This is a genomic window from Rubrivirga aquatilis (assembly GCF_046845665.1).
In the GTDB taxonomy this organism is placed as follows: domain Bacteria; phylum Bacteroidota; class Rhodothermia; order Rhodothermales; family Rubricoccaceae; genus Rubrivirga.
This window is the reverse complement of sequence record NZ_CP177355.1, coordinates 1,852,887-1,865,210: the sequence shown is the minus strand read 5'-3', so window position 1 is coordinate 1,865,210 and position 12,324 is coordinate 1,852,887. Positions and strand designations below refer to the sequence as shown.

Below are 12,324 nucleotides of genomic sequence, written 5' to 3'. Positions count from 1 at the left end.
CGTCTCGGGCACGGTCGGGACGGATCCGGCGCGCCCGTCCGGTCCGGTACGGCGCGTCACGTGGGGCGCCGGGGGTCTTGTAGCGGCCCCTTCGGCGACCGACATTTGCGGCACCATCGAAGCCGTCGGCTTCGGCACCCACCCACAACCCACGAGGGCCGCCATGATGACCAAAGAAAAGCAGGTGCTCACCGAGTGGTTCGAGGAGGTCTGGCACCAGGGGAATGAGGACGCCCTGTTTCGTCTGTTCGCCGAGGACGGGGTCGCCCACGGGCTCGAAGACGACGAGGGCCGCCCGATTGTCGGCCCGGAGGGCTACCTCGCTTTCCTGAGGGCTTACCGGAGCGCCTTCCCGGACATCCGCTTCGAGATCGTCGACACGGTCCAGGAAGAGGACCGGGTCTCCGTGCGGTGCGTCGTGCGGGGGACGCACACGGGCGAGGGCCTGGGAATCGCACCGACCCACCGGCGCGTGGAGATCACCGGGATGACCTTCGGCGTCGTGCGCGATGGCCAGATCCAGGAGGCCTGGAACCTCTTCGACTTCCGGTCGCTGATGGGCCAGCTCGCCGAGGGCCCCCTCGACGACGCGCCGTACGACCACGCCTGAGAAGAGCCCGCCAGCGGGGAGCCGGAGCACCGCACCGAAATCCGTCGCCCGCCACGGGGTGCAGACGACCGCGGGACCCATTGTGGTCTCGGATCGTCCGCGTGCTCCGGCCTCCCGTCTCCCCATGTCCCCGCTCCTCCCCCTCCGTGCCCGCCTTGCCGAGGTGGCCGACGTCTCCCACGCCGCCGCCGTCCTCGAGTGGGACCAGGAGACCTACATGCCGACCGGCGGGGCCGGTGCTCGCGGTCGACAGGTCGCCACGCTGCGGCGGATCGCGCACGAGAGGTTTACGGACCCCACCGTCGGCGAGTGGCTGGCGGGGGCGACGCCCGAGACCGACCTCGACCGTGCCCTCGTCCGGGTCACGAAGCGCGACTGGGACCGGGCGACGCTGCTGCCCGCGCGGTTGATCGCCGAGAAGGCTGAGGTGTCGGCGCGAGCCAAGGAAGCGTGGAAGGCGGCGCGCGAAGCCGACACGTTCGAGTTGTTTGCGCCCCACCTCGACGCCGTGCTTGGGCTGGCGCGAGAGGAGGCGGACGCCGTCGCCCCACTGATCGTCGCCGAGCGCGGACCGGGCTACGCGCCCTCCGCCAGCGACGCCCGCTATGACGCCTTGCTCGACGCGTTCGAGCCCGGCGCCTCGACCGCGAGTGTCGCCGCCGTGTTCGACCAGCTCCAGGCCGGGCTCGTCCCCCTCGTGGCCGCCGTCGCCGACGCGCCCACGCCGGACGACACGTTCCTGCACGCGCCGTTCGACGCCGATGCGCAGTGGGCCTTCGGACTGGAGGTGGCGACGGCCTTGGGTTACAGCCTCGACCACGGGCGCCAGGACCTCGCCGCGCATCCGTTCACGACGGCCTTCGGCCACACCGACGTGCGCGTCACGACCCGCGTCGACCCGGCGTTTTTCCCGACCGCCTTTTTCGGGACCGTCCACGAAGTCGGGCACGCGCTCTACGAGCAGGGGCTGGCGCCGGAGCTCGCCCAGACGCCGCTGGCGGACGGGACCTCGCTGGGGGTCCACGAGAGCCAGTCGCGGCTGTACGAGAACTTGGTCGCGCGGTCGGCGCCGTTCTGGGACTGGGCGTACCCGGGCGTGCAGAGCCGATTCCCCCAGCTCGCGGGCGTGGAGCGCGGCGCGTTCGTCCGGGCGATCAACAAGGTGGCGCCGTCCCTCGTTCGTGTCGAGGCCGACGAGTTGACGTACCACCTCCACGTGCTGCTCAGATTCCGGCTGGAGCGGGCGATGCTGGCGGGCGACCTCGCCGTGGCCGACCTGCCCGAGGCCTGGCGCGAGGAGATGCGCGAGCTGCTCGGGGTGGTGCCCGAGACCGACGCCGACGGGTGCCTGCAGGACATCCACTGGTCGCTCGGCGCCGTCGGCTACTTCCCGACGTACACGCTGGGGACGCTGATGTCGGTGCAGCTGTGGACTGCAGCGGACGCGGCGCTCGGCGGTCTCAACGCTCAGGTGGCGGCCGGCGACTTTGGGCCGCTGCTGGCGTGGCTCCGCGAGCACGTCCACCGCTGGGGGCGGGCCCGGACGGCGGACGAGGTGTTGGTCGGCGCGACGGGGCAGTCTCTCGACGCCGAGCCGTGGCTGGCGTACGCCCGGGACAAGATGGCGGGGCTCTACGGCGTGTCGGTGTAGAGGCGGGCGACGGCGGTCATGTTGCGATCCCCGAGCCCGGCGGCCTGGGCACGTGCGAACGTGGCCCGGGCCGTGGCGACGGCCGGGGCGTCGGTGCCGGACTCAGTCGCCATCCCGAGCGCGTAGCGCAAGTCTTTTTCCAACAGGTCGATGGGGAAGAGCGGAGCATCCTGGCCCTCCGTCATCAGCCGCATCGCCGTCGCCACGACGGGCGCAGCCGCTGGCGTCGCGCCGATGACCTCGGCGGCGGTCGCGCGGTCGACGCCCGCCGCAGCGAGCGCCGCCAGCAGCTCGGCGGCCGCGGCCACCTGCACGCCCATCAGCGCGTTGACGGCCAGCTTGACGAGCGCGCCGTGCCCGACGGGGCCGACGTGGTGGACGGCCCCGCCCATCGCGTCGAACGCGGGCCGGGCGACCGCGAGGGCGTCGGCCTCGCCGCCGACGAGGTAGACCAGGCTGGCGGCGTCGGCCTGCGGGCGCGAGCCGGAGACGGGGGCATCCAAAAACCGGGCGCCGCGTTCGGCGACGAGGCCCGCCAGCTCGCGGACCCAGCCCGGGGTCAACGTGCTCGACTCGACGGCGACGGCGTCGGGCGCGAGCCCGGCCAGGGCGCCGTCCGCTCCGGTCCAGACGGCGCGCGAGGCGGCGTCGTCGGTGACCATGGCGATCACGAGGTCGGCGCCCGCGGCGGCGTCGCGGGGCGTGGCGGCGACGGTCGCGCCCCGCTGGCGGAAGGGCTCGGTCGGCCCGGGCGAGCGGTTCCAGACGGTGAGGGCGGCGGGGTCGAGGTGGGCGGCCATCCGGGCGCCCATGGCGCCCAGGCCGAGGAAGGCGATCTGCATATCGAGGAGAGAGCGGCGCTAGCGACCGGCGGGGCGGATGGAGCGGACGGGCGGGGGCGGCTCGGCGAGCCGCTCGACCGGGTTCGCGTCCAGCATCTCGAGCGCGAGGTCGACGGCGCGCTCCAGCTGGGCGTCCCGGCCATCGGCCCAATCGCGCGGCGTGATGTCGACCTCGACGTCGGGCGCGACGCCCTCGTTCTCGACCGACCACCGGCCGTCGAGGTCATAAAAGCCGCCGCGGGGGGCGGTGATGTAGCCGCCGTCGACGAGGCCCGGCGTGTCCCAGATGCCGACGAGCCCGCCCCACGTCTTGGTGCCGACGAGCGGGCCGAGCCCGCGCGCGCGGAACATGTAGGGCAGGAGGTCGCCGCCCGACCCGGACATCTCGTTGATGAGCATGACCTTCGCCCCCCAGATCCCCGCGATCGGGGTCGACCACGGCTCGCGGTCGCCGACGGGGTTGTTGAAGTAGCCGTACCGCTCGCGGGCGAGCACGTCGATGATGTAGTCGGCGGCGGTCCCGCCGTTGTTGTAGCGCTCGTCGACGACGGCGCCGTCGCGGTCCTGCTGGGCGAAGTAGTAGCGGTTGAACGACTCGTACCCGCTGTCGCCGGTGTCGGGGACCCAGGCGTAGGCGAGGCGCCCGCCGGACCGCGCGTCGACGAACCGGCGGTTGTCCTCGACCCAGGCCCGCTGGCGGAGCCCGGCCTCGCTGGCGACCGGCACGACCGTCACGCGCCGCGCGCCCTCGAACGCCGGCCGGTCGTTGACGTGGATCACCGTCTGGCGGCCGGCGGTGCCCGCGAACGGGCGGTACAGGCTAGTCGCCGCCGTCAGCTCGACGCCGTCGACGCCGACGAGAAAGTCGCCTTCCGACACGTCGACGCCCGGCGCCGCGAGCGGGGCGCTCAGGCCGGGGTTCCAGCTTTCGGCCGTGTAGATCCGCGCCAGCCGGTACCGCCCGTCGACGACCTCAACGTCGGCGCCGAGCAGGCCAACGGCCACGCGCTCGACGTCGGGCTCGTCGCCGCCGCCGGTGAACGAGTGGCCGACCGAGGTCTCGCCGCCAAGCACGTCGAGCAGGTACGTGAGGTCGCTGCGGTGGCGGACGTGCGCCAGCCACGGCTCGTACATCGCGCGGACGGCGTCCCAGTCGGCGCCGTGGAGGTTGGGCGCGTAGAAGTAGTCGCGCTGGAAGCGCCAGGCGTCGTCGAAGATCTGGGCCCACTCGGCGGCGGGGTCGACCTCGGCCCGGAGCCCGAGCGCGAGCGCCCCGTCCCCGGGCTCCGGCGGGGCCTCGGTGCCGACGACGCGCCAGCCGCCCCCCGCGCCGACGGCCATCTTCGACCCGTCGTGCGAGACGGACGCGGCGGTGACGCCGGTCAGGAACGGCGCGGCCTCGCGGTCCTCCAGGCTCCAGCGGTGGAGCGTGGCGCCGTCGTCGCCGGCCTCGGCCAGGAACAGGACGCCCGCCGGGCCCGCGAGCAGCTCGGCGTACGGCGCGTCCGGGAGGTCGAGCGCGACCGTGCGGTGCAGGATGCCGTCGAAGGCGATCTCGACGGGCGCGGGCTCCTCGTCCTCTTCCTCCTCATCGCCGTCCTCGCTTGCGGCGATCGGCTCCTCGTCACTCCGGGGCAGGAGCGGCGACGGCTCGTCGGCGGCCAGGACGATGAGGTAGGGCGCGGCCGTGACGTCCGGGCCGAAGGCGCTCATGTCGAGCCAGCCCGAGGCCACGCCGAGGTTGGTGCTCGCGAGCACGTAGAGGTACTTGCCGCTCGCGTCCCAGGCGGGCGAGTAGGCGTCGGAGAGCCCGTCGGTGACGGCGTGCGTGTCAGCGGTCTCGGTGTCGTAGACGACGACGCGGCGGAGCTGGTTGGAGCCGCGCCGGGCATACGCGAGGTAGCGGCCGTCGGGCGACCACCGCGGCGCGAGCGTGCGCTCGGGGTGGGCGAAGGCGTCGCCGTCGACGCGCCGGGCGGCGCCCGAGGCGACGTCGAGGACGAAGAGGTTGCGGTCGGTGTCGGTAAAGGCGATGTGGGCGGCGTCGGGGGCCCACTCGGGCTCGTAGTAGAACGCCGGGCCGGGCAGGTCGAGGGCGCGGGCGGGCTCGACGCCGGCCGGGTCGCCGATCATCAGCTGGTACTCGCCGGAGGCGTCGGAAAACCACGCGACGTGCCGGCCGTCGGGCGACCACGCGGGGTAGCGGTCGGCGGCGCCCGATGTGCGCGAGAGGTTGCGCCAGTCGCCGTGCTCGACGGGGACGGAAAAGACCTCGCCGCGCGCCTCGACGAGCGCGCGCTGCCCGGTCGGCGAGAGCGAGACGCGGGCGACGGCGTCGTCGACAGACTCCCAATGGGGGCGGGCCCAGGGGAGGTCGCCGGTCGCGGTGATCGCGAGCGCGCGGGGCTCGCCGTCGGGGTCGAGGCGGTGGAGACCGCCGGCCTGCTCGTAGACGACGGTCCCGCCGCCGGCGTCGAGGTGCTTGACGTCGTAGTCGGCGTGGAACGTCCGCTGGCGGAGCGTGCCCGACGCCGTGTCGTAGCTCCAGACATTGGCGGCGTCGTCGCGGTCGGACAGGAAGTAGACCGTGTCGCCGAGCCAGACGGGCTCGGTGTCGACAGTGCCGCTCCAGGGGATCGTCGTCTCGTCGAGCGTCTCGAGGTCGAGGATCCGGATGGGCTGGGTCTGGCCGCCTCGGTAGCCGCGCCACTCGGGGTCCCAGCGGTCGATCCGCTCATACGCGAGCCGCCCGTCGAGGAGGTCGCCCTCGAAGCCGCGCGGGAGGGGCAGTCGGACCGGCATTGGGTCGCCAGGGGCGATGGTGAAGAACGCCGACTCGGGGCGGGGCGCGTTGTCGCGGCCCGAGATGAAGAGGACGCGGCCGTCGTCGGTCCAGCCGCGCGCGCGGTCGGCGCCGGGGTGCCAGGTCAGCCGCCGGGGCTCGCCGCCGCCGACGGGCACGACGTAGACGTCGGTGTTGCCATCGTAGTCGCCGGAGAACGCGAGCCAGGCACCGTCGGGCGAGAGGTGCGGGTCGGCCTCGACGCCGGGGAAGGTGGTCACGCGGCGGGCCTGGCCGCCGTCGCGGCCGACGATCCACAGGTCGCCGCCGTACGCGAAGGCGATGTGGCGGTCGCTGACGGTCGGCTGGCGGAGCAGCAACGTCTGGGCGCCGGCGCCGGCGGCGAGGGCGAGGGACAGCAGGAGGGCGGGGACGACGCGCATCGGGGTGGCGGGGTGGGATCCGATGGTACTGCGGCCCCGCTCGGGGCGACAAGGGCGCGGCGCGTTCACCGGGGCGCGGAGGTCGGTGCTCGGCAGCCCCCCCGCTCGGCCGTGCGCGCGGAGCGCCATCCAGCAAGGCTGGCGTTACGCGTCCAAGCTGTCCCCCTTGTCAAGAAGGGCTGCTACGTTCTGTCGCTCCCTTCATCCAACGTCATCCCGAACGCACGTGAGGGATCTCAGCAGGAGGTCTCAAATCGTAGATGAGGGCAGGACAGGCGAGGCGCTCAAGCTGAGATCCCTCGTCGCTTCGCTTCCCTCGGGATGACGCTGTGGGAAGGTTTCGGGCTAGCACTTAGCAGCCCTGCCCTTGCCAAAGGGGACCGTCCGCGCGGGGTCGCTCTGGGCGTGCGGATCCGCTCGGGGCTGTCGCCAGCCATGTGCATGGGCGACGTGCGGACGGGGGGGTGCGGGCGGGCGCCAGCGGTTGCCGCCTGCCGGTTACCCTCCCCCGGCCCCTCCCGTCAGGGAGGGGAGGATCGAATGGGGCTTGTGCGAGCCCACCTCCTTCGTCATCCTGAGCGTAGTCGAAGGATCTCTGGTGCGATCGCCTCGCCTGCTAGCGCCGGAAGCCTTGCTCGGCGCGCACCGCTCGCCAGAGATCCTCGGCTCCGCCGCCGCTCCGCGTTCGACTCCGGGCTGCGCCCTCTGCTCAGGATGACGGGTCTGGGACTGGCTTGCGCGAGCCGGCCCGCTGGCGGCGACGCCCCCCTCTCCCCGGCCCACCTCGGGGCCGAGGCGGCGCTACTCCCCTCGCAACGCCAGCGCGGGGTCGGTCTTCGACATCTTCCAGGCCGGGTACAGCCCCGCCAGCAGCGCCGCGCCGACGGCCAGACCCACCGCTTGCAGCAGCACGGCCGGCGACACCTCGAACGCGAGCGTCCACCCGAACGAGCGGACGTTGACCACGAACACGAGCACGGCCGCGAGCGCCAGCCCTAGGGGCACGGCCAGCAAGCCCGCCCACAGGCCGAGCACGCCGGTCTCGGCGACCACCATTTTTCGGACTTCCCACGGCGTCATCCCCTGGGCGCGCAGCATCGCCAGCTCGCGCGTGCGCTCCAGCTGGATCGCCATCAGCGCCGAGAGCACGCCGACGAACGCGACGGCGACCGCCAGCAGGCGCAGCACGGAGGTCACCACGAACGTCTGGTCGAAGATCTCGAGGCTCGCTTGCCGCAGGTCGCGGTTGGAGCGCACGATGACGCGCTGGCCACTCGCCTCGGCGAGCGCTCGGGCGCGGGCGACGAGGTCGGCGGGGGCGACGCCGGGCGCGGCGGTGAGGGCGGTGCCGGCGAACCCGGGGTCGCGGTACGACTCCAGAAACGGGGCCTCGTCCATGAGCACGACGCCGAGGTCGTTGCCGTAGTCGTAGTAGATCCCGGAGATCGGGTAGCGGCGGTCGCCGCGGTCGGTCGGGAGCGTGAGCGTGTCGCCGACGGCCACGTCGAAGCGGAAGGCGAAGGGCTCGGAGACGGCGACGGCGCGGTCGGCCGATTCGGCGACGGCTTGGGCGGAGCCCTGCTTGTAGCGGTAGATCCCGGCGCGCGTGCCGTCGATGCGGCTCACGACCAGGTCGAAGGGGCCGCTGCCCAGGTCGAGCGTGCGGACGCGGATGGCGTCGGCGCGCTCGACGCCGTCGAGCGCCGCGAGGCGGGCCGCGAGCGAGTCGTCGAGGACGGCACCGCCCCGGCGGAAGACGGTCGCGGGGGGCTGCACGTAGACGTCGGAGACGAGGACGGCGCCGAGCCAGTCGGCAACGGTCGTGCGGAACGAGGACACCATCGTGGCGACGCCGACGGTCGCGGCGACGGCGACCGCGAGCGCGGCGACGGCGACGGCGGTGCGGCTGAGGCTCGCCGAGATCCCGCGCGCGGCCATCCGTCCGACGGGTCCCAAGAGCGCGCCCAAGAGCGGGCCGGTCATCCGAGCCCACTGCATCGTGAGCCAGGGCACGACGAGGGCGGTTCCGGCCAGAATCCCCAGCATCCCGGCGTACGCGCCGGCCACGCCGGCGGGGATCCACAAGACGCCGACGCCGACGGCGAGCGTCGCCAGCCCGGCGAGCGCCAGCCGGGCCGCGTTCGCGCCCGCCGACTCTTCCTGGGTCGAACGGCGGAGCGCCGTCGCCGGGGCGGTCGAGGCGGCCTCCCAGCCGGGCCGCAGGGCGCCGACGAGCGTGGCGCCGAGCCCGAGCGCGACGCCCTTGACGATCGCGAGTGTCGAGATGTCGAGCTCGCGGACGCGGACGACGAAGTAGAGGTCGCCGATCGTCTGGGTGACGAGCCGGACAAGCCCGCTGCCCATCACGATCCCCAGCCCGATCCCGACGGCGGTACCGACGACGCCGACGACGAGCGCCTCACCGAGGACGGCCCGGAAGACCTCACCGCGCGTGACGCCGAGCGCGCGGTAGGTCGCCAGCACGCGCCGCCGCTGGACGACGGCGAACGTGACGGTGTTGTAGATGAGGAAGACGCCGACGACGAGCGCCAGCAGGGACAGCGCGGTCAGGTTGAGCCGGAAGGCGGCCGTCATCGTCGAGAGCGCCTCGGCCTGGGTGGACGCTGGCCGGACCTCGGTGCCGGGCGGGAGCCGCTGGCGGACGGCCGCGACGGCCGCGTCGGCGTCGAGGACGAGGTCGATGCGGGAGAGCCTCCCGGCCATCGGGGACCGGGCATCGGGCATCGGGGTGTCCGTCGCGTCCCCGGTCGCCGATCGCCGATCCCCGGTCGCCATCCCAAACCACTCCTGCGCCGTGGACACGTCGGCCACCAGGAGGTTTTGCAGGGCGCTGGCGCTGCGGTCGTCGTCGGCCGTGAGCAGACCGACGACGCGCGCCGTCTCGTCGCGGCCGTCGATGGTCAGGCCGAGTGTGTCGCCGACGGCCACGCCGAGGTCGGCGGCGGTGCCTTGGGACAGCAGGATGGCGCCGGGGACGGTCAGGAAGGCGCTGGCGTCGAGGCCCGACGACGGGCCCCCGACGAACGGGCGGAAGGCCGACTCGGAGAACGGGTCGACGCCGAGCACAGACACGACGAGCGACGGCCGCCGCGCCACCCGGGCGTCGCCCTCGACGACGGGGGCCACGGCGCCAACGCCCGACGCCACCAGTTCGGCGACCAAGCCGCCATCCACGCCGCCCGGCCCGCCGACGACCTGGTGCGTCGCCCGCCCGGTGACGGCCTCGCCGGACAACTCGAAGGCGCGCAGGGCGCTCGTGTTGGCCAGGTCGACGGCGACGCTGACGGCCACGCCGAGCGCGACGCCCAGGATCGACAGGATCGTCAGCAACGGGTGCCGCGTGAGGTAGCGCCGGCTGGAGCGGAAGAGCGGTCGGCTCATGCCTCGGCCCTCGCCCCGCGCGTCTCCGTCACGCGCCCGTCCGCCAGCCGGAAGACGGTGTCGACGCGGGTCAGCGTGGACTCGTCGTGCGTGACCATGAGCAGCGACCGGCCGCGCTCGCGGGTCATCGTCTCCAGCAGGTCGAGGATGCGCTCGCCCGTCCGGGCGTCGAGGTCGCCGGTCGGCTCGTCGGCCAAGACGAGGGCGGGGTCGTGGGCCAGGGCGCGAGCGATGGCGACGCGCTGCTGCTCGCCGCCGGAGAGTCGGTCGGGGAAGGTGTCGGCGCGGTCCGCCAGCTCCACCTCGTCGAGAAGCGCGGCCGCCCGCTCGCGAGCGTCCGGGGCGCCGTCGAGGTCGAGCAGGAAGCGGACGTTCTCGGCGACCGTCAGGGTCGGGACCAAGTTGTAGAACTGGAACACGAACCCGACGTGGCGGCGGCGGAACAACGTCCGGTCGCGCTCGGACAGCGCGCCCAGCGACACGCCGTCGACGGTGACCGTCCCGCCGTCGGGCCGGTCGATGCCGGACATCACGTTGAGGAGTGTCGACTTGCCGGCGCCGCTGCGCCCGACGAGCGCGCCGACGGTGCCGCGCGGCATGGCGAGGTCGACGCCCTGGAGCACGTCGCGCGTGGCGTCGCCCTCGCGGTAGCGCTTGACGACGCCGCGGAGGTCGAGGACGAGCGAGCTGGCGGGGTCGGGCCCCGTGGGCGGGATTTGCAACATCGGTCCGGGGGGTGGCCCGTCGGACGCGCCCGGGTGCGCGGGGTTTTCCCTATCGGACGACCGACGCGCGCGCGGTGGCCTGCTGACCGTCGGCGCCGACCCAGCGGACGAGGTACTCCCCGGACGGCTGGTCCGAGAGGTCGAGGCGGACGGGCCCGGGCGGGCTCCCCTCGCGCCGGGCCACCTCACGGCCGAGCGCGTCGACGACGACGAGCGTGCCAGGGCCCTCGGCCGCTGCCGTCAGCGCGCCAGCCGTCGGGTTCGGGTACAGACGCAGCGCCGCCGCAGGGCGGTCCGGGCCGGGGTCCGCCGCGACGACGCGGGGCTCTCCATACTCGACGCCGTCGAGCCGCGCGTACGTCAGGTAGCGAGAATCCATTACGTACACCTGCGTGCGGTCCACGTGGTTTGTCGAGTCCCGCATCACGTACGCGTGCCGGATCCCGACGCCTGAGAGCGTCTCCGACGCCGTCGTGACGCGGACCGAGTAGACGGAGCCGAGGGAGCCCTGATCTTGCCCCGACTCCCCTCCAGACCCGCAGAGCGGCCCGGTGCCCGTCGGCGTCTGCCATGGGTCGCCGAGGTCGTAGCAACCCGGGATACCGACCCTCGCGACGTAGGACCGGTCAACGCCCGGCACATCGCGGATCGCGAGGTCTCCGAACGAGCACGGCCCGGTCACCGAGAGGAGAAAGTCGTAGTTGCCGGCATTGGTGGTGGCTACGAGGTCACAGGCCCGCTCTGGCTCTGGCAGGCGTCCGCCGACGATCGTGAACCGGCGCTCGCCTCCGGCGTCGTCGAGCCCGACGATCTCCCAGCGCTCGTGCCCGGCGACGCGGTAGTCGCCGCCCCACGGCGTCCCCTCGGCCCGCGCGTACTCCCAGACGTTGCCGACGGCGAGACCGAACTGGGTCTCGGCGTCGGTCGGGGCCTGGGCCGCCGCTGCCGTGGCGAGCATCGCGACGGCGAGCAGGGCGAGTTTCATGGCGGGTCTGATGAGGGCCGAGGGGTCAGAAGAATACGCGGGTCAAGTCGCTCCGGATGCGCGCACCGGCTCCGCTACGCCACTCTATCCCGCCGGTATCAGGACAAGCGGTACCGCGACTGCACCATGCCGTCGTCGAACGCCTGCGTCTCGACGTGCTGGAGGGGCACGTCGGCCGAGAGCGGGCCAAAGAGCGGGACCCCGTCGCCGAGCAGGACGGGGACGCGGGTCACGATGAGCTCGTCGAGGCAGCCGGCGCGGATGAACCGCTGGAGCGTCTGACCGCCGTCGACCCAGACGCCCCGGGCCCCGGTCGCCCCGAGGTGGTCGAGAAGCGCGCCCGGCGCCAGCGCCAGCACCTCGACGTCGACGCCAGACGTGTCGGGCGTGCCGCTGCTCAGCACGACGACCCGGAACGCGTCGTACGGCCACTCGCCAAAGCCGCGCACCATCTCGTACGTCTTCCGCCCCAGCACGAGTGTGTCGACGGAGGCCACGAAGGCGTGGTAGCCGTAGTCCTCGTCCCCAGTCGGCGTGGGGAGCCAGTCGAGTCCGCCATCGGGCCGGGCGATGAAGCCGTCGACGCTGGCGGCGATGTAGGCGGCGGCGTGGGGACGGTCGGGCATGGGCTCTGTTTACGACGCGTGCATGGGACGCTGCAAGGCCGGCCGAGGACGGCGCGTGAGGAACGCTCCCCGCCGCGCTCGCCACCCCTCGCCTCCGCCTCACAGGGAGCCCGCACCGATGGCCGGCCGCGACTCGACGCCCGACGGGAACGGACGAACCGTGGCCCGTCACGCGCGGCGATTTCGGCGGTGTCCAGGGCGGGGCGATCCGAATGCGTTGGAAAACTCGGTCTGGAGGATGCCCCCCCTCCACCCACC

8 protein-coding genes are annotated in these 12,324 nt (G+C 73.5%); 2 read left to right on the top strand and 6 right to left on the bottom strand.

Going from position 1 to position 12,324, the window contains the following annotated elements:
• Nucleotides 1–163: 163 nt before the first annotated feature.
• Entirely contained in the window at nucleotides 164–610 is a 447-nt protein-coding gene (locus tag ACLII4_RS07995) for an ester cyclase (protein ID WP_412070377.1), read from the top strand.
• A gap of 124 nt (nucleotides 611–734) precedes the next feature.
• A complete protein-coding gene (locus ACLII4_RS07990; RefSeq protein ID WP_412070376.1) occupies nucleotides 735–2,261 on the top strand; it encodes a carboxypeptidase M32 in 1,527 nt (508 codons plus the stop codon).
• On the opposite strand, the gene ACLII4_RS07985 is transcribed toward ACLII4_RS07990, so the two are convergent.
• The 6 genes from ACLII4_RS07985 to ACLII4_RS07960 form a co-directional block, all read right to left on the bottom strand.
• Nucleotides 2,243–3,103 carry an NAD(P)-dependent oxidoreductase gene (locus ACLII4_RS07985; RefSeq protein ID WP_412070375.1) on the bottom strand — a complete coding sequence of 287 codons (861 nt, stop codon included), beginning with the start codon at nucleotides 3,101–3,103 and terminating at the stop codon, nucleotides 2,243–2,245. The two genes, ACLII4_RS07990 and ACLII4_RS07985, sit on opposite strands and share 19 nt — an antisense overlap.
• Before the next feature lie 18 nt (nucleotides 3,104–3,121).
• Entirely contained in the window at nucleotides 3,122–6,328 is a 3,207-nt protein-coding gene (locus ACLII4_RS07980; protein WP_412070374.1) for a PDZ domain-containing protein, read from the bottom strand.
• 801 nt (nucleotides 6,329–7,129) lie between these two features.
• On the bottom strand, nucleotides 7,130–9,730 hold the full coding sequence (locus tag ACLII4_RS07975; protein WP_412070373.1) for an ABC transporter permease: 2,601 nt from the start codon (nucleotides 9,728–9,730) through the stop codon (nucleotides 7,130–7,132).
• Nucleotides 9,727–10,455 (bottom strand): ABC transporter ATP-binding protein, encoded by a 729-nt coding sequence (locus ACLII4_RS07970; protein ID WP_412070372.1) that lies wholly within the window; start codon nucleotides 10,453–10,455, stop codon nucleotides 9,727–9,729. Before ACLII4_RS07970 ends, ACLII4_RS07975 begins: the two co-directional genes overlap by 4 nt.
• A gap of 49 nt (nucleotides 10,456–10,504) precedes the next feature.
• On the bottom strand, nucleotides 10,505–11,440 hold the full coding sequence (locus ACLII4_RS07965; RefSeq protein WP_412070371.1) for a T9SS type A sorting domain-containing protein: 936 nt from the start codon (nucleotides 11,438–11,440) through the stop codon (nucleotides 10,505–10,507).
• 98 nt (nucleotides 11,441–11,538) lie between these two features.
• A complete protein-coding gene (locus tag ACLII4_RS07960) occupies nucleotides 11,539–12,066 on the bottom strand; it encodes a dihydrofolate reductase family protein (RefSeq protein ID WP_412070370.1) in 528 nt (175 codons plus the stop codon).
• Nucleotides 12,067–12,324 lie beyond the last annotated feature (258 nt).

Coding starts and splice junctions, on each gene's coding strand:
- ACLII4_RS07995 (WP_412070377.1), top strand. CDS start 164: ATGATGACCAAAGAAAAGCAGGTGCTCACCGAGTGGTTCGAGGAGGTC.
- ACLII4_RS07990 (WP_412070376.1), top strand. CDS start 735: ATGTCCCCGCTCCTCCCCCTCCGTGCCCGCCTTGCCGAGGTGGCCGAC.
- ACLII4_RS07985 (WP_412070375.1), bottom strand. CDS start 3,103: ATGCAGATCGCCTTCCTCGGCCTGGGCGCCATGGGCGCCCGGATGGCC.
- ACLII4_RS07980 (WP_412070374.1), bottom strand. CDS start 6,328: ATGCGCGTCGTCCCCGCCCTCCTGCTGTCCCTCGCCCTCGCCGCCGGC.
- ACLII4_RS07975 (WP_412070373.1), bottom strand. CDS start 9,730: ATGAGCCGACCGCTCTTCCGCTCCAGCCGGCGCTACCTCACGCGGCAC.
- ACLII4_RS07970 (WP_412070372.1), bottom strand. CDS start 10,455: ATGTTGCAAATCCCGCCCACGGGGCCCGACCCCGCCAGCTCGCTCGTC.
- ACLII4_RS07965 (WP_412070371.1), bottom strand. CDS start 11,440: ATGAAACTCGCCCTGCTCGCCGTCGCGATGCTCGCCACGGCAGCGGCG.
- ACLII4_RS07960 (WP_412070370.1), bottom strand. CDS start 12,066: ATGCCCGACCGTCCCCACGCCGCCGCCTACATCGCCGCCAGCGTCGAC.